Genomic DNA, 21,889 nt, shown 5'->3' on the forward strand with positions numbered 1-21,889 from the left:
TTAGTTGGCGTCATCAAAGCGGAAGACATCTTCGCAGGCTTGCTGCAATGCGCTGTCACTTTGAATATTGCAGTTGCGCGTCCAGCCGGTGACGCCGTTTGCGTTATCCCAACCCGGTGTCATGATGACGTTTAAACCATTAAGACTTTCTTGCCCGGTCAGCGACACCACGCCCTTCGCCACGCTCATGGCAGAGACATAGCGAGTGGTGGTGGGCGAGGGGATACCATTGCTACCGCCGTCACAGGTGTCTAATCCACCATGTTCCAGCGCGCACAATTCTACGGCAGTACGGTAAGGCACAAAGGTTTGTAGCATGTCGGTGAGTGCTGCTTTGCGCAGGTAGTTCTGATAAGCGGGAATGCCGATGGCGCTTAAAATGGCAATAATGCCAATAACCACCATCAGTTCGATAAGTGTAAAACCGCGTTGCTTGTCCATCTGTTTCGCTCCTTGATTTCGTTGGCGCTACTTTGGCAAACGCCATCGGTACAGGCGAGGGGAAAAAAACGAAACGGGAAGGCGGCTTCCGGGGTTTTTTATTACGTTGCAGCGAAAGACAAGAAATTTGCGAGGCGTTACGAAGAAAGATGGGGGAAGGGAGGATTATCCGCCCGCTACGGAGCGGATAAATCTGTCAGCAATTAGCGAAAACGCATTGAAAGGTCGAGTGCCTGTACGTGTTTAGTTAGCGCGCCGACGGAGATAAAGTCCACGCCCGTTTCGGCAAATTCGCGCAGAGTTTTGTCGGTGACGTTGCCAGACACTTCCAGTAGCGCCTTGCCGTTGGTGCGTTTGACGGCTTCGCGCATCTGTTCTGTTTCGAAGTTATCCAGCATGATGATATCGGCACCTGCTTTCAGGGCTTCATCAAGTTCTTCCAGATTTTCTACTTCGACTTCTACTGGCGCATCAGGGTGCAGCCAGGACGCTTTTTCGACCGCCTGACGCACTGAGCCGGAGGCAATAATATGGTTTTCTTTGATCAGGAAGGCGTCAGAAAGCCCCAGACGGTGATTCGCTCCGCCGCCGCAAAGTACCGCGTATTTCAGAGCCGAACGCAGACCAGGCAAGGTTTTGCGCGTATCCAACAACTGCGTGTTGGTGCCTTCCAGTAATTCGACATAGTGGCGAACCTTACTGGCAACCCCGGAAAGAGTTTGCACAAAATTGAGCGCCGTGCGTTCGCCCGTTAACAGCACGCGGGATGGGCCTTCAAGTTCGAACAAGGGTTGATTGGCGTGGATGAGTTCGCCGTCATCCACATGCCAAATAATGGTGACATCGTCGCCTGCCAGTTGAATAAACACCTCTTCAACCCAGCGTTTGCCGCAAAATACGCCATTTTCGCGGGTGATCACCGTGGCATGAGAGCGAGAATTTTCCGGTAAAAGTTTTGCCGTAATGTCGTTGTTGGCATCGACTGTTCCGCCTAAATCTTCTCGCAGCGCCTGAGCCACCGCGCCGGGGATATCGAGATTAATGCGTTCCAGCAGCTCGTCACGTCGGGTGTCAGGGTTATAGCGGCGAGGCGGCATGTTAAAACTCCAGATAGCTAACGAATCATAAGGTAGAAACATGCTACTCTGAACCGGGTATTAGCACCACATATAAGGAGATCCTGCATGTTGTTAGAACAGGGGTGGCTGGTCGGCGCGCGCCGCGTTCCCTCACCACATTACGATTGCCGCCCGGATGACGAAACACCCACCCTGCTGGTGGTGCACAATATTAGCCTGCCTCCAGGTGAGTTTGGCGGTCCGTGGATTGATGCATTATTCACCGGAACTATTGATCCGCAGGCACATCCCTTCTTTGCTGAGATCGCCCATTTGCGCGTTTCCGCCCACTGTTTGATTCGCCGTGATGGTGAAATTGTCCAGTATGTTCCTTTCGATAAACGCGCCTGGCACGCGGGGATATCTCAGTATCAAGGTCGCGAACGCTGTAATGATTTTTCTATTGGGATTGAGCTGGAAGGCACCGACACGCTGGCTTATACCGATGCGCAGTATCAGCAACTGGCGGCGGTTACGCGGGCGCTGATTCATCGCTATCCAGATATCGCTAATAATATGACGGGGCATTGCGATATTGCGCCGGATCGTAAAACCGATCCTGGTCCTGCATTTGATTGGGCACGGTTTCGTGCGCTGGTCAGCAAGGAGACAACATGACGCTATTCACAACCTTACTGGTGTTAATTTTTGAGCGCCTGTTTAAGTTGGGCGAGCACTGGCAGCTTGATCACCGTCTTGAAGCGTTCTTTCGGCGGGTGAAACATTTTTCGCTGGGGCGCACGTTAGGTATGACCATTATTGCGATGGGGGTGACTTTTTTGCTGTTGCGCGCGTTGCATGGGTTATTGTTCAACGTCCCGACGCTGCTGGTATGGCTGTTGCTTGGTTTACTGTGTATTGGCGCGGGTAAAGTGCGTCTCCATTATCATGCATATCTGACAGCCGCTTCACGTAACGATAGCCATGCCCGTTCCACAATGGCTGGCGAATTAACCATGATTCATGGTGTTCCTGCAGGTTGTGATGAACGTGAGTTCTTGCGCGAGCTGCAAAATGCACTGCTGTGGATCAATTTCCGTTTTTACCTGGCGCCGCTGTTCTGGTTGATTGTAGGGGGAACCTGGGGGCCAGTTACGCTGATGGGTTATGCGTTTTTGCGTGCATGGCAATACTGGCTGGCGCGTTACCAGACGCCGCATCATCGTTTACAGTCCGGTATTGATGCCGTGCTTCATGTACTGGATTGGGTGCCGGTTCGCCTTGCGGGCGTGGTATATGCCTTGATCGGTCACGGAGAGAAAGCATTACCAGCCTGGTTTGCTTCGCTGGGTGATTTCCATACTTCGCAATATCAGGTGTTAACGCGTCTGGCGCAGTTCTCTCTGGCGCGTGAACCGCATGTTGATAAGGTGGAGACGCCGAAAGCAGCGGTTTCAATGGCGAAGAAAACTTCGTTCGTGGTTGTGGTGGTGATTGCGCTACTGACGATTTACGGAGCGTTAGTGTAAAAATTGTAGCCCTCACCCAGCGCGGGTGAGGGCGTAGAGAAATTAATGCGCTTTTACGGCTTTTGCGGTTTTCTCTTTAAACAGATAGCCGATGCCTAACACGAGCAGCCATACCGGGATCAGGTAAACCGAAATCGCCATTCCCGGCGTCATCAGCATAATTACCAGTACCGCCGCCATAAACAGCAGGCAGATCCAGTTACCCAGCGGATAGAGCAGAGCAGGGAAACGGGTAGCCACACCTTGTGCTTGTTTGGCGCGACGGAATTTCATATGCGCAAGGCTAATCATCGCCCAGTTGATCACTAGTGCAGATACCACCAGCGCCATTAACAGTCCGAATGCGGACTCTGGGGCAAGGTAGTTAATCAGTACGCACAATGCCGTAACCAACGCAGAGACCAGAATGGTGTTTACCGGTACGCCGCGTTTATCGACGGAAGCGAGCATTTTCGGTGCGTTCCCCTGTTGTGCCAGACCGAACAACATACGGCTGTTGCAGTAGACGCAACTGTTGTAAACCGAAAGCGCCGCCGTCAACACCACGATATTCAGGGCGTTAGCGACAAAAGTATCGCCCAACTCGTGGAAGATCAGCACAAACGGACTGGTATCGGCGGTAACGCGCGTCCACGGCATCAGGGAGAGCAGAACGGCTAAGGAACCAATGTAGAAAATCAGGATGCGGTAGATAACCTGGTTAGTCGCTTTGGGAATACTTTGCTCCGGGTTATCTGCTTCTGCTGCGGTGATGCCTACCAGTTCCAGACCACCGAACGAGAACATGATAATCGCCATCATCATTACCAGCCCGGTGAAGCCGTGCGGCAGGAAGCCACCTTGATCCCAGAGGTTGCTAACGCTCGCCTGCGGGCCACCGTTGCCGCTGAACAGCAGCCAGCCACCGAAGATGATCATCGCCACCACCGCGATAACTTTGATAATGGCAAACCAGAACTCCATCTCGCCAAACACTTTAACGTTGGTCAGGTTGATGGCATTGATCACCACAAAGAATACGGCGGCCGAAGCCCAGGTGGGGATTTCCGGATACCAGAACTGAATGTATTTGCCGACGGCAGTAAGCTCTGCCATGGCAACTAAAACGTACAGTACCCAGTAGTTCCAGCCAGAGGCGAAACCAGCAAAACTGCCCCAGTATTTATAAGCAAAGTGGCTGAAGGAGCCTGCTACCGGTTCTTCGACCACCATTTCACCTAACTGACGCATGATCAGAAAGGCGATAAAACCGGCAATAGCGTAACCCAGGATAATCCCTGGCCCTGCGGACTGTATTACGGAGGCGCTTCCCAGGAATAGTCCTGTCCCTATCGCGCCACCCAGCGCGATAAGCTGGATATGGCGGTTTTTAAGGCCGCGCTTTAGCTGCTCGCCGTGCTGTTGACCTTCCATCATGAAACCTCGTGCGGTGATTGTTTTTTTGATCTACGCAGTGATGCGTGTGTAAGTTTGCAATTCCGTTTGTTGTATTAATTTGTTTACATCAAAAACGTTTGAATTGTTACAAAGGGACTTCCGTCAGATCAAGAATAATGGTATGCGCCAGTGAATGCACTCGCTTTATGCCAGGTTGAAGATGAGTTGCCTAAAAAGAAATCGTTTGTAAAGGAAAGCCCCGAAACACCCCATCGCAATAAATGAATATAAATTCATTTTAATGGCATTAAAAATCGAAAAATTGGTAAGTGAATCGGTTCAATTTGGATTTTTATAGTTTAATAAACGTTAAAAAAACCATTGCTCACGTAAAGTCTACATTTGTGCATAGTTACAACTTTGAAACGTCATATGTGTCAAGTTGTTAAAATGTGCACAGTTTCATGATTTCAATCAAAACCTGTATGGACATAAGGTGAATACTTTGTTACTTTAGCGTCACAGACATGAAATTGGTAAGACCAATTGACTTCGGCAAGTGGCTTAAGACAGGAACTCATGGCCTACAGCAAAATCCGCCAACCAAAACTCTCCGATGTGATTGAGCAGCAACTGGAGTTTTTGATCCTCGAAGGCACACTTCGTCCGGGCGAAAAACTCCCACCGGAACGCGAACTGGCGAAACAGTTCGACGTCTCCCGTCCCTCCTTGCGTGAGGCGATTCAACGTCTCGAAGCGAAGGGCTTGTTGCTTCGTCGCCAGGGTGGCGGCACTTTTGTCCAGAGCAGCCTCTGGCAAAGTTTCAGCGATCCGCTGGTGGAGCTGCTCTCCGACCATCCTGAATCACAGTATGACTTGCTCGAAACACGACACGCCCTGGAAGGTATCGCCGCTTATTACGCCGCGCTGCGTAGTACCGATGAAGACAAGGAACGCATCCGTGAACTCCATCACGCCATAGAGCTGGCGCAGCAGTCTGGCGATCTGGACGCGGAATCAAACGCCGTACTCCAGTATCAGATTGCCGTCACCGAAGCGGCCCACAATGTGGTTTTGCTTCATCTGCTAAGGTGTATGGAGCCGATGTTGGCTCAGAATGTCCGTCAGAACTTCGAATTGCTCTATTCGCGTCGCGAGATGCTGCCGCTGGTGAGTAGTCACCGCACCCGCATATTCGAAGCGATTATGGCCGGTAAGCCGGAAGAAGCGCGCGAAGCATCACATCGCCATCTGGCCTTTATCGAAGAAATTTTGCTCGACAGAAGCCGTGAAGAGAGTCGCCGTGAGCGTTCTCTGCGCCGTCTGGAGCAACGAAAGAATTAGTGATTTTTCTGGTGAAAATTAGCCAGAAGATGTTGTAAATCAAGCGCATATAAAAGCGCGGCAACTAAACGTAGAACCTGTCTTATTGAGCTTTCCGGCGAGAGTTCAATGGGACAGGTTCCAGAAAACTCAACGTTATTAGATAGATAAGGAATAACCCATGTCAGAACGTTTCCCAAATGACGTGGATCCGATCGAAACTCGCGACTGGCTCCAGGCGATCGAATCGGTCATCCGTGAAGAAGGTGTTGAGCGTGCTCAGTATCTGATCGACCAACTGCTTGCTGAAGCCCGCAAAGGCGGAGTCAACGTAGCCGCAGGCACCGGCGTCAGCAACTACATCAACACCATCCCCGTTGAAGAACAACCGGAGTATCCGGGTAATCTGGAACTGGAACGCCGTATTCGTTCAGCTATCCGCTGGAACGCCATCATGACGGTTCTGCGTGCATCCAAAAAAGATCTGGAACTGGGCGGCCACATGGCATCCTTCCAGTCTTCCGCAACCATTTATGATGTGTGCTTTAACCACTTCTTCCGTGCACGCAACGAGCAGGATGGCGGCGACCTGGTTTACTTCCAGGGTCACATCTCTCCGGGCGTTTACGCTCGTGCTTTCCTGGAAGGTCGTCTGACTCAGGAGCAGCTCGATAACTTCCGTCAGGAAGTTCACGGCAATGGCCTCTCTTCCTATCCGCACCCGAAACTGATGCCGGAATTCTGGCAGTTCCCGACCGTATCTATGGGTCTGGGACCGATTGGTGCTATTTACCAGGCTAAATTCCTGAAATATCTGGAACACCGTGGCCTGAAAGATACCTCTAAACAGACCGTTTACGCGTTCCTCGGCGACGGTGAAATGGACGAACCGGAATCCAAAGGTGCGATCACCATCGCTACCCGTGAAAAACTGGATAACCTGGTCTTCGTTATCAACTGTAACCTGCAGCGTCTTGACGGCCCGGTCACCGGTAACGGCAAGATCATCAACGAACTGGAAGGCATCTTCGAAGGTGCTGGCTGGAACGTGATCAAAGTGATGTGGGGTAGCCGTTGGGATGAACTGCTGCGTAAAGATACCAGCGGTAAACTGATCCAACTGATGAACGAAACCGTTGACGGCGACTACCAGACCTTCAAATCGAAAGATGGTGCGTACGTTCGTGAACACTTCTTCGGTAAATATCCTGAAACTGCAGCACTGGTTGCAGACTGGACTGACGAGCAGATCTGGGCACTGAACCGTGGTGGTCACGATCCGAAGAAAATCTACGCTGCATTCAAGAAAGCGCAGGAAACTAAAGGCAAAGCGACGGTAATCCTTGCTCATACCATTAAAGGTTACGGCATGGGCGACGCGGCTGAAGGTAAAAACATCGCGCACCAGGTTAAGAAAATGAACATGGACGGCGTGCGTCACATCCGCGACCGTTTCAATGTGCCGGTGTCTGATGCAGATATCGAAAAACTGCCGTACATCACCTTCCCGGAAGGTTCTGAAGAGCATACCTATCTGCACGCTCAGCGTCAGAAACTGCACGGTTATCTGCCAAGCCGCCAGCCGAACTTCACCGAGAAGCTGGAGCTGCCGAGCCTGCAAGACTTCGGCGCGCTGCTGGAAGAGCAGAGCAAAGAGATCTCTACCACTATCGCTTTCGTTCGTGCCCTGAACGTGATGCTGAAGAACAAGTCGATCAAAGATCGTCTGGTGCCGATCATCGCCGACGAAGCGCGTACTTTCGGTATGGAAGGTCTGTTCCGTCAGATTGGTATTTACAGCCCGAACGGTCAGCAGTACACCCCGCAGGACCGCGAGCAGGTTGCTTACTATAAAGAAGACGAGAAAGGTCAGATTCTGCAGGAAGGGATCAACGAGCTGGGCGCAGGTTGTTCCTGGCTGGCAGCGGCGACCTCTTACAGCACCAACAACCTGCCGATGATTCCGTTCTACATCTATTACTCGATGTTCGGCTTCCAGCGTATCGGCGATCTGTGCTGGGCAGCTGGCGACCAGCAAGCGCGTGGCTTCCTGATCGGCGGTACTTCCGGTCGTACCACCCTGAACGGCGAAGGTCTGCAGCACGAAGATGGTCACAGCCACATTCAGTCGCTGACTATCCCGAACTGTATCTCTTACGACCCGGCTTACGCTTACGAAGTTGCTGTCATCATGCATGACGGTCTGGAGCGTATGTACGGTGAAAAACAAGAGAACGTTTACTACTACATCACTACGCTGAACGAAAACTACCACATGCCGGCAATGCCGGAAGGTGCTGAGGAAGGTATCCGTAAAGGTATCTACAAACTCGAAACCATTGAAGGTAGCAAAGGTAAAGTTCAGCTGCTGGGTTCCGGTTCTATTCTACGTCACGTCCGTGAAGCAGCACAGATCCTGGCGAAAGATTACGGCGTAGGTTCTGACGTATATAGCGTGACCTCCTTCACCGAACTGGCGCGTGATGGTCAGGATTGTGAACGCTGGAACATGCTGCACCCGCTGGAAACTCCGCGCGTTCCGTACATCGCTCAGGTGATGAACGACGCACCGGCAGTGGCATCTACCGACTATATGAAACTGTTCGCTGAGCAGGTCCGTACTTACGTACCGGCTGACGACTACCGCGTACTGGGTACTGATGGCTTCGGTCGTTCCGACAGCCGTGAGAACCTGCGTCACCACTTCGAAGTTGATGCTTCCTATGTAGTGGTTGCGGCGCTGGGCGAACTGGCTAAACGTGGCGAAATCGATAAGAAAGTGGTTGCTGACGCAATCGCCAAATTCAACATCGATGCAGAAAAAGTTAACCCGCGTCTGGCGTAAGAGGTAAAAGAATAATGGCTATCGAAATCAAAGTACCGGACATCGGGGCTGATGAAGTTGAAATCACCGAGATCCTGGTCAAAGTGGGCGACAAAGTTGAAGCCGAACAGTCGCTGATCACCGTAGAAGGCGACAAAGCCTCTATGGAAGTTCCGTCTCCGCAGGCAGGTATTGTTAAAGAGATCAAAGTCTCTGTTGGCGATAAAACCCAGACCGGTGCACTTATTATGATTTTCGATTCCGCCGACGGTGCAGCTGACGCTGCACCTGCTCAGGCAGAAGAGAAGAAAGAAGCAGCTCCGGCAGCAGCACCAGCGGCAGCGGCGGCAAAAGACGTTAACGTTCCGGATATCGGCAGCGACGAAGTCGAAGTGACCGAAATCCTGGTGAAAGTGGGCGATAAAGTTGAAGCTGAACAGTCGCTGATCACCGTAGAAGGCGACAAGGCTTCTATGGAAGTTCCGGCGCCGTTTGCGGGCACCGTGAAAGAGATCAAAGTGAATGTTGGCGACAAAGTGTCCACCGGCTCGCTGATCATGATCTTCGAAGTTGCGGGTGAAGCAGGTGCGGCAGCTCCGGCTCCGGCGGCTAAACAGGAAGCAGCTCCTGCAGCAGCACCAGCGCCAGCGGCTGGCGTGAAAGAAGTTAACGTTCCGGATATCGGCGGTGACGAAGTTGAAGTGACCGAAGTGATGGTGAAAGTGGGCGACAAAGTTGCCGCTGAACAGTCACTGATCACCGTAGAAGGCGACAAAGCCTCTATGGAAGTTCCGGCTCCGTTTGCAGGTGTTGTGAAGGAACTGAAAGTCAACGTTGGCGATAAAGTGAAAACTGGCTCGCTGATTATGATCTTCGAAGTTGAAGGCGCAGCGCCTGCGGCGGCTCCGGCGAAACAGGAAGCGGCAGCGCCGGCTCCGGCAGCAAAAGCTGAAGCTCCGGCAGCAGCACCGGCTGCGAAAGCCGAAGGCAAATCTGAATTTGCTGAAAACGATGCTTACGTTCACGCGACTCCGCTGATCCGTCGTCTGGCACGCGAGTTTGGCGTTAACCTGGCGAAAGTGAAGGGCACAGGCCGTAAAGGTCGTATCCTGCGCGAAGACGTTCAGGCTTACGTGAAAGAAGCTATCAAACGTGCAGAAGCGGCTCCGGCGGCGATTGGCGGCGGTATCCCAGGTATGTTGCCGTGGCCGAAGGTGGACTTCAGCAAGTTTGGTGAAATCGAAGAAGTGGAACTGGGCCGTATCCAGAAAATCTCTGGCGCGAACCTGAGCCGTAACTGGGTGATGATCCCGCATGTTACTCACTTCGACAAAACCGATATCACCGAGCTGGAAGCGTTCCGTAAACAGCAGAACGAAGAAGCAGCGAAACGTAAGCTGGATGTGAAGATCACCCCGGTTGTCTTCATCATGAAAGCCGTTGCTGCGGCACTTGAGCAGATGCCTCGCTTCAACAGTTCTCTGTCGGAAGACGGTCAGCGTCTGACCCTGAAGAAATACATCAACATCGGTGTGGCGGTGGATACCCCGAACGGTCTGGTTGTTCCGGTATTCAAAGACGTCAACAAGAAAGGCATCATCGAGCTGTCTCGCGAGCTGATGACCATTTCCAAGAAAGCGCGTGACGGTAAGCTGACTGCGGGCGAAATGCAGGGCGGTTGCTTTACCATCTCCAGCATCGGTGGCCTGGGTACTACCCACTTCGCGCCGATTGTGAACGCACCGGAAGTGGCTATCCTCGGCGTTTCCAAGTCCGCGATGGAGCCGGTGTGGAATGGTAAAGAGTTCGTGCCGCGTCTGATGCTGCCGATTTCTCTCTCCTTCGACCACCGCGTGATCGACGGTGCTGATGGTGCCCGTTTCATTACCATCATTAACAACACGCTGTCTGATATTCGCCGTCTGGTGATGTAAATAAAAGAGCCGGCCCAACGGCCGGCTTTTTTCTGGTAATCTCATGAATGTATTGAGATTATTAGCGAATAGACAAATCGGTTGCCGTTTGTTGTTTAAAAATTGTTAACAATTTTGTAAAATACCGACGGATAGAACGACCCGGTGGATAATGGGCGTCATAAAAAAAACGTCAGACCCGCCGGAGATAAATATATAGAGGTCATGATGAGTACTGAAATCAAAACTCAGGTCGTGGTACTTGGGGCAGGCCCCGCAGGTTACTCTGCTGCCTTCCGTTGCGCTGATTTAGGTCTGGAAACCGTAATCGTAGAACGCTACAACACCCTCGGCGGTGTTTGCCTGAACGTCGGCTGTATCCCTTCTAAAGCACTGCTGCACGTAGCGAAAGTTATCGAAGAAGCCAAAGCTCTGGCTGAACACGGTATCGTCTTCGGTGAACCGAAAACTGATATCGACAAGATTCGTACCTGGAAAGAGAAAGTGATCAATCAGCTGACCGGTGGTCTGGCTGGTATGGCGAAAGGCCGCAAAGTAAAAGTGGTCAACGGTCTGGGTAAATTCACCGGGGCAAACACCCTGGAAGTTGAAGGTGAGAACGGTAAAACCGTGATCAACTTCGACAACGCGATCATCGCAGCGGGTTCTCGCCCGATCCAACTGCCGTTTATTCCGCATGAAGATCCGCGTATCTGGGACTCCACTGACGCGCTGGAACTGAAAGAAGTACCAGAACGCCTGCTGGTAATGGGTGGCGGTATCATCGGTCTGGAAATGGGCACCGTTTACCACGCGCTGGGTTCACAGATTGACGTGGTTGAAATGTTCGACCAGGTTATCCCGGCAGCTGACAAAGACATCGTTAAAGTCTTCACTAAGCGTATCAGCAAGAAATTCAACCTGATGCTGGAAACCAAAGTTACCGCCGTTGAAGCGAAAGAAGACGGCATTTATGTGACGATGGAAGGCAAAAAAGCACCCGCTGAACCGCAGCGTTACGACGCCGTGCTGGTAGCGATTGGTCGTGTGCCGAACGGTAAAAACCTCGACGCAGGCAAAGCTGGCGTGGAAGTTGACGACCGTGGCTTCATCCGCGTTGATAAACAACTGCGTACCAACGTACCGCACATCTTTGCTATCGGCGATATCGTCGGTCAGCCGATGCTGGCACACAAAGGTGTTCACGAAGGTCACGTTGCTGCTGAAGTTATCGCAGGTAAGAAACACTACTTCGATCCGAAAGTTATCCCGTCTATCGCTTATACCGAACCAGAAGTTGCATGGGTGGGGCTGACCGAGAAAGAAGCGAAAGAGAAAGGCATCAGCTACGAAACCGCCACCTTCCCGTGGGCTGCTTCTGGTCGTGCTATCGCTTCCGACTGCGCAGACGGTATGACCAAACTGATTTTCGACAAAGAATCTCACCGTGTGATCGGTGGTGCAATTGTCGGTACTAACGGCGGCGAGCTGCTGGGTGAAATCGGTCTGGCAATCGAAATGGGTTGTGACGCGGAAGACATCGCGCTGACCATCCACGCGCACCCGACTCTGCACGAGTCTGTGGGTCTGGCGGCAGAAATATTCGAAGGTAGCATCACCGACCTGCCGAACCCGAAAGCGAAGAAGAAGTAATTCTTCGTGTGCCGGAACATCCGGCAAATTAAGAAGCGGCTATTCTGGCCGCTTCAGATTGTTGACAAAGTGCTCGTTGTTGATGCCGGATGCGGCGTAAACGCCTTATCCGGCCTACAAAATCATGCAAATTCAATGCATTGCAGGTGCCGTGTAGGCCCGATAAACTTGCGCATCGGGCGATTCGATGTTTGTCATCAGTCTTAAGCGGCTAACAACGCCGCTTTTTTTACGCCTGCAATTTACCTTTCCTGTCTTCTTGCTCCACGCTCAGACAACCGTTCACGTACCGCTGACCGTTGTTCGTTATTCAGCCTGGCAGTATGGTTACTGTCGTTTAGACGTTGCGGGCGGTTCTCCTGAACTTTCTCCCGAAAAACCTGACGTTGTTCAGGAGATGCCGATTGAATACGCTGGCGGGCGTTATCACGCTGTTGTTGGTTCAGTGGGCGTTGCTCAGGTGATGCAGACTGAATACGCTCATGCGCTGCCTCTCTTTGCTGCTGGTTCTGCGGGTTAGTCTGCATTTTCTCGCGTACCGCCTGGCGCTGTTCGGGTGACGCGGACTGAATACGCTGACGCGCCACCTCTCTTCGCTGCTGGTTCTGCGGGTTAGTTCGCATTTTCTCGCGTACCGCCTGGCGCTGTTCGGGTGACGCGGACTGAATACGCTGACGCGCCACCTCTCTTCGCTGCTGGTTCTGCGGGTTAGTTCGCATTTTCTCGCGTACCGCCTGGCGCTGTTCGGGTGACGCGGACTGAATACGCTGACGCGCCGCCTCTCTTCGCTGCTGGTTCTGCGGGTTAGTCTGCATTTTCTCGCGTACCGCCTGGCGCTGCTCAGGTGAAGCGGACTGATAACGCTGACGAGCGGCATCCTTTTGCTGCTGGGTCAGTGGTTGGCGACGGCTGAACTCGCGAAAATCTTCATAATTGCCATAGTGTTCCGCTTCATTAAACCGCTGTGCCGCAGCCTGACGCTGGGTATCGCGTGTAGTCTCAGGTGTGGAGTGTGTTCGTTGCCGAAACTGGCTTGCCGCAGCCTGACGCTGACTGTCGCGCGATGGTGCAGGAAGCGACGTGGCGCTCATGCCGCCACTGACATCGGTTTGATGAAACCGCTTTGCCATATCCCTGTCATGATAAGGCACACCATCTCGATAGTTTGGGTTGTGCCGCCATGCCATATTCTTATCAGTAAGATGCTCACCGGTGATGCGGTTGAAATTGTTGACGTCGATATTGATGTTGTCACCGTTGTGTTGCCAGCCGTTGCCGTCACGATGACCGCCATCGTGATGATAATCATCATCGTCATGATGATGATGGTCATGATCGTCGTCATCCCAGTCGATGCTGCTGAATAACGCGTATGTAGTGGCGACGCCCATGCTGTAGCCGAAACCGCGCACAAAGCTGTCAACAAACGGTTCTCCGGCTGGCGGCGGCAGATAAACCGGCGGATACGCGGAATTGGCCCAGTTCCCGTAAACCACGGTCGGGTTATAGTTGGGAATATAAACCATATCCGGATTGGTTGGTTCGATAGTTATTACGGTTGGTGCAGGCTCTGCAATGACGGGGCTGGCTGTTGAAACGGTATTGGATTGTATGACGGGAGCCGTGACAGCCTGTTTTACCGGTACAGCTTTCTTCGTTGTCGTAATGACTTTCTGTTCGGTTGATGACTTCAGCGATCCGGTTTGTTGCGCCAGTTGACGCAAACGCTGTACCGAGTCCATTACATCCTGCGGCTGCGCCAGAAACGCATCGCCGAGGTTTTGTACCCACTGCGGGTTTTCGCCCATCAATGCCATCAGCTGTGGAAACGCCACCAGTGATTTGACGCTGGCATCCCACGGCTGGTCAGCTACTGCCTGAATAGCAGCGTCACCTTGTTTAAGTGGATTATCGTGCGACCATTGCACTGCTTGCGCAACGTTTGCCGGATAGGTTGATGCCATTAACACTTGTGAAAGCAGAGAATCGGGGTACAGCGCGACAGGCGCGACCCATTGATCAATTTGTGCAGTACTGAAGGTAGATTTGACGACGGCGGGCGTTACTGGCGGCGCGGAAACCGTTGCAGGAAGCGTAGCTGTAGTGACAACAGGCACAGTTTGCGCTTCTACAGGCGTTTCCACAGTGCGGTTTTTTACATACAAAGCACCGGAAGTGGCACAAAGCCCGGCACTGCAAATTAGCGCCAGCACATGGGGTTTAAACGGCAAAGTCATTTTCATAATTCGGATCTCAAGGAAATCGCAATGGTCGGCGAACTGCCACCCGCAGGTGCTGTGAATCCGAGTATAAAGAGGCGGTAGTTTAAATTTTGACTAATCTTGGGATTCATTGAGAAAGGTGATTATCACCATGCGAATTAACGAGGTTTTTACGGAGAGAAACAATCTCTAGACCATCCTTAACGATTCAGCCACTTTTTTATGTTGCTTTTTTGTAAACAGATTAACACATCGTCAAAATCCTGCTATTCTGCCCGTTGCGGTACTGGGCATTTACCCTACAAACTGCTGTCTCACAGGAGCGTGAAGAGAATCGCCTGCCGCACTATGACAATGAGAGCGAGGAGAACCGTCGTGCTAGAAGAATACCGTAAGCACGTAGCTGAGCGTGCCGCTGAGGGGATTGCGCCCAAGCCCCTGGATGCAAACCAAATGGCCGCGCTTGTAGAGCTGCTGAAAAACCCGCCTGCGGGCGAAGAAGAATTCCTGTTAGATCTGTTAACCAACCGAGTTCCCCCTGGCGTCGATGAAGCCGCCTATGTAAAAGCTGGTTTCCTTGCTGCTGTCGCGAAAGGCGAAGCCAAATCCCCACTGTTGACTCCAGAAAAAGCCATTGAACTGCTGGGCACCATGCAGGGTGGTTACAACATTCATCCGCTGATCGATGCGCTGGACGATGCCAAACTGGCGCCAATTGCCGCCAAAGCACTGTCTCATACGCTGCTGATGTTCGATAACTTCTATGATGTAGAAGAAAAAGCCAAAGCAGGCAACAAATACGCGAAGCAGGTTATGCAGTCCTGGGCGGATGCCGAATGGTTCCTGAATCGCCCGGCGCTGGCTGAAAAACTGACCGTTACCGTTTTCAAAGTTACCGGCGAAACCAACACCGATGACCTCTCTCCGGCACCGGATGCATGGTCGCGTCCGGATATCCCACTGCACGCGCTGGCGATGCTGAAAAATGCCCGTGAAGGTATTGAGCCAGACCAGCCAGGCGTTGTTGGGCCGATCAAACAGATTGAAGCCCTGCAACAGAAAGGTTTCCCGCTGGCGTACGTCGGTGACGTTGTGGGCACGGGTTCTTCGCGTAAATCCGCCACTAACTCCGTACTGTGGTTTATGGGCGATGATATTCCGCATGTGCCAAACAAACGCGGTGGCGGTCTGTGCCTCGGCGGCAAAATTGCGCCAATCTTCTTTAACACGATGGAAGATGCCGGCGCACTGCCAATTGAAGTGGACGTTTCCAACCTGAATATGGGCGACGTAATTGACGTTTACCCGTACAAAGGTGAAGTGCGTAACCACGAAACCAACGAACTGCTGGCAACCTTCGAACTGAAAACCGACGTGCTGATTGATGAAGTACGTGCGGGTGGTCGTATTCCGCTGATTATCGGTCGTGGCCTGACCACCAAAGCGCGTGAAGCACTTGGTCTGCCGCACAGCGATGTCTTCCGTCAGGCGAAAGATGTCGCTGAAAGCGATCGCGGCTTCTCGCTGGCGCAGAAAATGGTGGGTCGTGCCTGTGGCGTGAAAGGCATTCGTCCGGGCGCTTACTGTGAGCCGAAAATGACTTCGGTCGGTTCTCAGGACACCACCGGCCCAATGACCCGTGATGAACTGAAAGACCTGGCGTGCCTGGGCTTCTCGGCTGACCTGGTGATGCAGTCTTTCTGTCACACAGCGGCTTATCCGAAGCCGGTTGACGTTAACACACACCACACGCTGCCGGACTTCATTATGAACCGTGGCGGTGTGTCGCTGCGTCCGGGTGATGGCGTAATCCACTCCTGGCTGAACCGTATGCTGCTGCCGGATACCGTGGGTACTGGCGGTGACTCTCATACTCGTTTCCCGATTGGTATCTCCTTCCCGGCGGGTTCTGGTCTGGTGGCATTTGCTGCCGCGACTGGCGTCATGCCGCTGGACATGCCGGAATCTGTTCTGGTGCGCTTCAAAGGCAAGATGCAGCCGGGCATTACCCTGCGCGATCTGGTACACGCAATCCCGCTGTATGCGATCAAACAAGGTCTGCTGACCGTTGAGAAGAAAGGCAAGAAAAACATCTTCTCTGGTCGCATCCTGGAAATTGAAGGTCTGCCGGATCTGAAAGTTGAGCAGGCCTTTGAGCTGACCGATGCGTCCGCTGAGCGTTCCGCTGCTGGTTGTACCATCAAGATGAATAAAGAGCCGATCATCGAGTATCTGAACTCTAACATTGTCCTGCTGAAGTGGATGATCGCAGAAGGTTACGGCGATCGTCGTACCCTCGAACGTCGTATTCAGGGCATGGAAAAATGGCTGGCGAATCCTGAGCTGCTGGAAGCCGATGCGGATGCGGAATACGCGGCAGTGATCGACATCGATCTGGCTGATATTAAAGAGCCAATCCTCTGTGCACCGAACGATCCAGACGACGCACGTCCGCTGTCTGCGGTACAGGGTGAGAAGATCGACGAAGTGTTTATCGGTTCCTGCATGACCAACATCGGTCACTTCCGTGCCGCCGGTAAACTGCTGGATGCGCATAAAGGACAGTTGCCGACTCGCCTGTGGGTGGCACCGCCAACCCGTATGGACGCCGCGCAGCTGACAGAAGAAGGCTACTACAGCGTCTTCGGTAAGAGCGGCGCGCGTATTGAGATCCCTGGCTGTTCCCTGTGTATGGGTAACCAGGCGCGTGTGGCGGACGGTGCGACGGTGGTTTCCACCTCTACCCGTAACTTCCCGAACCGTCTGGGTACTGGCGCGAACGTCTTCCTGGCTTCTGCGGAGCTGGCCGCTGTCGCGGCACTTCTTGGCAAACTGCCAACGCCGGAGGAGTACCAGACCTACGTTGCGCAGGTAGATAAAACTGCCGTTGATACTTACCGTTATCTGAACTTCAACCAGCTTTCTCAGTACACCGAAAAAGCGGATGGGGTGATTTTCCAGACTGCGGTTTAAAAAGTCAGCGCACGTGCTGCGCATAAACGAGACAATGCCCGGAGAATGTGATTCCCGGGCATTTTTTTATTTCTAAACCATCGCCGTTCCGCTGTTTTTCTCCGGTAAGGCTGCGATAATTACATCAATGGCGCAATGCGATTTCGGCGCATTGCCGGGAGCAGAGGAACACACTATGGATTACGAATTTCTGCGCGATATTACCGGAGTGGTAAAGGTGCGTATGTCCATGGGGCATGAAGTGGTCGGGCACTGGTTTAATGAAGAGGTGAGAGAAAACCTGGCCTTGCTTGATGAAGTGGAAGACGCCGCGCGCACGCTCAAAGGTAGCGAACGTTCCTGGCAGCGGGCAGGGCATGAGTACACGCTATGGATGGACGGCGAAGAAGTGATGGTTCGCGCCAATCAACTGGAATTCGCTGGCGATGAAATGGAAGAGGGGATGAACTACTACGACGAAGAAAGCCTGTCGCTATGCGGCGTTGAGGATTTTCTTCAGGTGGTGGCGGCTTACCGCAATTTCGTGCAACAGAAGTAACTAAATCAGGCGGAGCCTCGGTGCTCCGCCTGAGCCGTTAAATAGCTGGCATATTGCGCCCGTAATAAATCTCGCGCATTTCTTTCCACAGCGCAGCGGTAATTTCTTTGCGCTCGCTGTCGGTCAAATCTTCCGGTTTGGTGTGGAACATGTAGTGCTTAAGGTCGAACTCTTTAAGCAACATCTTGGTATGGAAGATATTTTCCTGATAGACATTTACATCCACCATGTCATACAGCGCCTTCATATCCTCGGACATAAAGTTCTGAATCGAATTAATCTCATGGTCGATAAAGTGCTTCATACCGTTGATGTCACGCGTAAAGCCGCGCACGCGATAATCAATGGTTACGATATCGGACTCAAGCTGATGGATCAGGTAATTCAGCGCCTTCAGCGGAGAAATCACGCCGCAGGTGGAAACTTCTATGTCGGCGCGGAAGGTACATAAACCGCCTTCGGGATGGCTTTCCGGGTAGGTATGTACGCAAATATGACTTTTATCGAGATGGGCAACGACCGTTTCTGGCAGTGGGCCGGGGTGTTCTGTTTTGTCGATGAGTTTCGGGTCAACCGGTTCTTCACTCACCAGAATAGTGACGCTGGCACCCTGTGGTTCGTAATCCTGGCGGGCGATGTTAAGAATATTGGCCCCGATAATGGAACAGGTTTCTGACAGGATTTCGGTCAGACGGTTGGCATTATAGAGTTCATCGATATAAGCAATATAACCGTCGCGCTCTTCGGCGGTTTTGGCGTAGCAGATATCGTAAATACAAAAACTCAGACTTTTGGTCAGATTATTAAAGCCATGCAGTTTCAGTTTTTTCAATTTCTTATCTTCTCCTTAGGACGGCTGTGAAGCCAGTGCGTCTTGCAGATACTGAGGTAAGGCAAAAGCTGCCGTATGGACTGCCGGGTTGTAATAACGGCATTTCAGGCCAGAAGCGAGAAAACGCGCCTGAATAATTTCGGTAGAGAGATGGCGTAAGGCGTCGTTATCTGTCGCCCATGCAAAGGTCATGATGCCGCCGTAATAGGTCGGGATCGCCGCCTGATAAAAGCCAACGTCGCTGAAGTAATGGCTGAGTTTGCGATGACTGTCGATAGCCTCTTCCTGCTGTAAAAAGCAGACGCCGTTTTGTGCGACGAAGATACCGCCAGGATTCAGGCAGCGTTTGCAACCTTCATAAAATGCTGAGGTGAACAGGCTTTCGCCGGGACCGATGGGATCGGTACAGTCGGAGATGATCACGTCGAAGGTCTGGCTGGTTTGATTAACGAAATTGACGCCATCGTCGATCACCAGTTTAAAGCGCGGATCGTCGTAGCTACCGGCGTTATGGTTTGGCAGATACTGACGGCAGAACGACACGACACCCGCATCGATTTCCACCATCGTGATTGACTCAACGTTTTTATGCCGGGTCACTTCTCGCAGCATGGCACCGTCACCGCCGCCGATGATCAGCACATGTTTCGCGTGACCGTGAGCCAGTAGCGGAACATGGGTCATCATCTCATGATAGATAAACTCGTCGCGCTCGGTGGTTTGTACTACGCCATCCAGCGCCATCACGCGACCAAATGCGGCGTTCTCAAAAATGATCAGATCCTGGTGATCGGTCTTTTCATGATACAGAACGTTATCTACAGCAAAGTACTGCCCAAACTGGTCGTGTAGCGTTTCATGCCACCGTTTTTTTTCGGCCATGGGTTGATACCTCCTTTGTTAACACCCGTAAAAAAAGGGCGCAACATAATAGCTAACATTGACCGCAGATGCACGGTCAATATTTCTACAAAAAGGTATCAGGGATTATTTGACGTAGGCAAGCAGGCTTAAGGAATCGCGAGCCAGGGCTTTGCACTTTTTAGCGACGGGAATACCAATACCGCTGAGATCGCGGTAGCTGTCTTCACCGAGGGATTTCATGTCGAAGGTGTCGTAATTGCTGAGATCCCACTGGTTTTGCTGGGCGAAAAAGACCAGTGCGCGACGAATTTGCCCGTTAGGTAAGTTCTGGTAACCGCAATCGTTCTTCAGAAAAACAAAAACAGCCGTTAAATCGGCCATATCTTCGGCTTCAGACTCGCTGAGCGCGTAACTGTTTGCGCATACAGCCATCAGGCTGCCGAATAATACTGTTCTGAAAAACGTCTTCATTGCTTCTACCAGGACTTAAAGATGATAAACGTTAGCACACTGCGAGCGAGGCGACGACCATTATTGTGGATTAAATTGTGTCTGTGGCTTGACCTTCCTGTAAGGGGAAGGACTATGCTCAACGTTTGATTTTGTTTCGCCTGCTTAAGAATAAGGAAATAACTATGCAACGTCGTGATTTCTTAAAATATTCCGTCGCGCTGGGCGTGGCTTCGGCCTTGCCGCTGTGGAGCCGCGCAGTTTTTGCGGCGGATCGTCCAACGTTACCGATCCCTGATTTGCTCACGACCGATGCCCGTAATCGTATTCAGTTAACTATTGGCGCAGGCCAGTCCACTTTTGGCGGGAAAACCGCAACTACCTGGGGTTACAACGGCAATCTGCTGGGGCCAGCGGTGAAATTACAGCGCGGCAAAGCGGTAACGGTTGATATCTATAACCAACTGGCGGAAGAGACGACGTTGCACTGGCACGGGCTGGAAGTGCCGGGGGAAGTGGACGGCGGCCCGCAGGGGATTATTCAGCCTGGTGGTAAACGCACGGTGACGCTGAACGTTGATCAACCTGCCGCTACCTGCTGGTTCCATCCGCATCAACACGGCAAAACCGGGCGTCAGGTGGCGATGGGGCTGGCTGGGCTGGTGGTGATTGAAGATGACGAGATCCTGAAATTAATGCTGCCGAAACAGTGGGGTATCGATGATGTCCCGGTGATTGTTCAGGATAAAAAATTTAACGCCGACGGACAGATTGATTATCAACTAGATGTGATGACCGCCGCCGTGGGCTGGTTTGGCGATACGCTGCTGACCAACGGCGCTATCTACCCGCAACATGCTGCTCCGCGTGGCTGGCTGCGTCTGCGTTTGCTCAATGGCTGTAATGCCCGCTCGCTCAATTTCGCCACCAGCGACAATCGCCCGCTTTATGTGATTGCCAGCGACGGTGGTCTGCTACCTGAACCGGTGAAGGTGAGCGAGCTGCCGGTGCTGATGGGCGAGCGTTTTGAAGTGCTGGTGGAGGTTAACGACAACAAACCGTTTGACCTGGTGACGCTGCCGGTCAGCCAGATGGGGATGGCGATTGCGCCGTTTGACAAGCCGCATCCGGTAATGCGGATTCAGCCGATTGCTATTAGTGCCTCAGGTGCCTTACCTGAGGCGTTAAGTAGCCTGCCTGCTTTACCTTCGCTGGACGGATTAACGGTACGCAAGCTACAACTCTCTATGGATCCGATGCTCGATATGATGGGGATGCAGATGCTAATGGATAAATATGGCGATCAGGCGATGGCCGGGATGGATCACAGCCAGATGATGGGGCATATGGGGCACGGCAATATGAATCATATGAACCACGGCGGGAAGTTCGATTTCCACCATGCCAATAAAATCAACGGTCAGGCGTTCGATATGAACAAGCCGATGTTTGCGGCGGCGAAAGGGCAGTACGAGCGTTGGGTTATTTCTGGCGTGGGTGACATGATGCTGCATCCGTTCCATATCCACGGTACGCAGTTCCGTATCTTGTCAGAAAATGGCAAACCGCCAGCGACGCATCGCGCAGGCTGGAAAGATACCGTTAAGGTGGAAGGTAATGTCAGCGAAGTGCTGGTGAAGTTTAATCATGATGCACCGAAAGAACACGCTTATATGGCGCACTGCCATCTGCTGGAGCATGAAGATACGGGGATGATGTTAGGGTTTACGGTGTAAAAATACTGTATTCGGGAAGATGCCCGGATCTCTCCGGGCTTTAAACTGATGACAAACGCAAAACTGCCTGATGCGCTACGCTTATCAGGCCTACGCACCATACGATTTTGTAGGCCGAATAAGGCGTTTACGCCGCATCCGGCATGAACAAAGCGC

Annotated in this window: 16 protein-coding genes; 9 read left to right on the forward strand and 7 right to left on the reverse strand. The window is 52.3% G+C overall.

Annotated elements, in window-relative coordinates; genetic code table 11:
- Both ppdD and nadC read right to left on the reverse strand, forming a co-directional pair.
- Nucleotides 1–441 (reverse strand): prepilin peptidase-dependent pilin, encoded by a 441-nt coding sequence (gene ppdD, locus BEG40_RS09490; protein WP_000360898.1) that lies wholly within the window; start codon nucleotides 439–441, stop codon nucleotides 1–3.
- A gap of 203 nt (nucleotides 442–644) precedes the next feature.
- Nucleotides 645–1,538 carry a carboxylating nicotinate-nucleotide diphosphorylase gene (nadC, locus tag BEG40_RS09500; RefSeq protein ID WP_021550199.1) on the reverse strand — a complete coding sequence of 298 codons (894 nt, stop codon included), beginning with the start codon at nucleotides 1,536–1,538 and terminating at the stop codon, nucleotides 645–647.
- A gap of 87 nt (nucleotides 1,539–1,625) precedes the next feature.
- Here nadC and ampD point away from each other — a divergent pair, with 87 nt between their 5' ends.
- A complete protein-coding gene (ampD, locus tag BEG40_RS09505) occupies nucleotides 1,626–2,177 on the forward strand; it encodes a 1,6-anhydro-N-acetylmuramyl-L-alanine amidase AmpD (protein ID WP_000923717.1) in 552 nt (183 codons plus the stop codon).
- Nucleotides 2,174–3,028 (forward strand): beta-lactamase regulator AmpE, encoded by an 855-nt coding sequence (ampE, locus tag BEG40_RS09510; protein WP_105285300.1) that lies wholly within the window; start codon nucleotides 2,174–2,176, stop codon nucleotides 3,026–3,028. The genes ampD and ampE overlap by 4 nt, the downstream gene beginning before the upstream one ends.
- Nucleotides 3,029–3,070: 42 nt before the next feature.
- Here the strand turns inward: ampE and aroP are convergent, their stop codons facing one another.
- A complete protein-coding gene (gene aroP / locus BEG40_RS09515) occupies nucleotides 3,071–4,444 on the reverse strand; it encodes an aromatic amino acid transporter AroP (RefSeq protein WP_077630333.1) in 1,374 nt (457 codons plus the stop codon).
- 540 nt (nucleotides 4,445–4,984) lie between these two features.
- Here aroP and pdhR point away from each other — a divergent pair.
- From pdhR to lpdA, 4 genes are all read left to right on the forward strand, one after another.
- On the forward strand, nucleotides 4,985–5,749 hold the full coding sequence (gene pdhR, locus BEG40_RS09520) for a pyruvate dehydrogenase complex transcriptional repressor PdhR (RefSeq protein WP_000331776.1): 765 nt from the start codon (nucleotides 4,985–4,987) through the stop codon (nucleotides 5,747–5,749).
- Nucleotides 5,750–5,909: 160 nt separating this feature from the next.
- Nucleotides 5,910–8,573 (forward strand): pyruvate dehydrogenase (acetyl-transferring), homodimeric type, encoded by a 2,664-nt coding sequence (gene aceE / locus BEG40_RS09530; RefSeq protein ID WP_000003836.1) that lies wholly within the window; start codon nucleotides 5,910–5,912, stop codon nucleotides 8,571–8,573.
- Nucleotides 8,574–8,587: 14 nt separating this feature from the next.
- Entirely contained in the window at nucleotides 8,588–10,486 is a 1,899-nt protein-coding gene (aceF, locus tag BEG40_RS09535) for a pyruvate dehydrogenase complex dihydrolipoyllysine-residue acetyltransferase (RefSeq protein ID WP_105285301.1), read from the forward strand.
- A gap of 207 nt (nucleotides 10,487–10,693) precedes the next feature.
- Nucleotides 10,694–12,118 carry a dihydrolipoyl dehydrogenase gene (gene lpdA, locus BEG40_RS09540; RefSeq protein WP_000102484.1) on the forward strand — a complete coding sequence of 475 codons (1,425 nt, stop codon included), beginning with the start codon at nucleotides 10,694–10,696 and terminating at the stop codon, nucleotides 12,116–12,118.
- Between the two features lie 242 nt (nucleotides 12,119–12,360).
- Here the strand turns inward: lpdA and BEG40_RS09550 are convergent, their stop codons facing one another.
- Nucleotides 12,361–14,361, reverse strand: coding sequence for a DUF3300 domain-containing protein (locus tag BEG40_RS09550; protein WP_105285303.1), 2,001 nt, complete (start codon nucleotides 14,359–14,361; stop codon nucleotides 12,361–12,363).
- 354 nt (nucleotides 14,362–14,715) lie between these two features.
- Here BEG40_RS09550 and acnB point away from each other — a divergent pair, with 354 nt between their 5' ends.
- The gene (gene acnB, locus BEG40_RS09560) at nucleotides 14,716–17,313 is read left to right on the forward strand and encodes a bifunctional aconitate hydratase 2/2-methylisocitrate dehydratase (RefSeq protein ID WP_105285304.1); all 2,598 of its coding nucleotides are present in this window, start codon (nucleotides 14,716–14,718) and stop codon (nucleotides 17,311–17,313) included.
- 175 nt (nucleotides 17,314–17,488) lie between these two features.
- Nucleotides 17,489–17,851 carry a protein YacL gene (gene yacL, locus BEG40_RS09565; protein WP_021550202.1) on the forward strand — a complete coding sequence of 121 codons (363 nt, stop codon included), beginning with the start codon at nucleotides 17,489–17,491 and terminating at the stop codon, nucleotides 17,849–17,851.
- Nucleotides 17,852–17,888: 37 nt separating this feature from the next.
- Here the strand turns inward: yacL and speD are convergent, their stop codons facing one another.
- From speD to BEG40_RS09580, 3 genes are all read right to left on the reverse strand, one after another.
- Nucleotides 17,889–18,683 (reverse strand): adenosylmethionine decarboxylase, encoded by a 795-nt coding sequence (speD, locus tag BEG40_RS09570; RefSeq protein WP_105285305.1) that lies wholly within the window; start codon nucleotides 18,681–18,683, stop codon nucleotides 17,889–17,891.
- 15 nt (nucleotides 18,684–18,698) lie between these two features.
- Complete coding sequence (gene speE / locus BEG40_RS09575; protein WP_000818482.1) at nucleotides 18,699–19,565, reverse strand: polyamine aminopropyltransferase; 867 nt, start codon at nucleotides 19,563–19,565, stop codon at nucleotides 18,699–18,701.
- A 105-nt stretch (nucleotides 19,566–19,670) separates the two neighbouring features.
- Nucleotides 19,671–20,018: a YacC family pilotin-like protein gene (locus BEG40_RS09580; RefSeq protein WP_000846617.1), complete on the reverse strand. Its 348-nt coding sequence runs from the start codon at nucleotides 20,016–20,018 to the stop codon at nucleotides 19,671–19,673.
- A gap of 164 nt (nucleotides 20,019–20,182) precedes the next feature.
- Here BEG40_RS09580 and cueO point away from each other — a divergent pair, with 164 nt between their 5' ends.
- A complete protein-coding gene (cueO, locus tag BEG40_RS09585) occupies nucleotides 20,183–21,733 on the forward strand; it encodes a multicopper oxidase CueO (protein WP_105285306.1) in 1,551 nt (516 codons plus the stop codon).
- Nucleotides 21,734–21,889 lie beyond the last annotated feature (156 nt).

Origin of the sequence: Escherichia sp. MOD1-EC5495 (assembly GCF_002965965.1) — a bacterium.
Lineage (GTDB): Bacteria > Pseudomonadota > Gammaproteobacteria > Enterobacterales > Enterobacteriaceae > Escherichia > Escherichia ruysiae.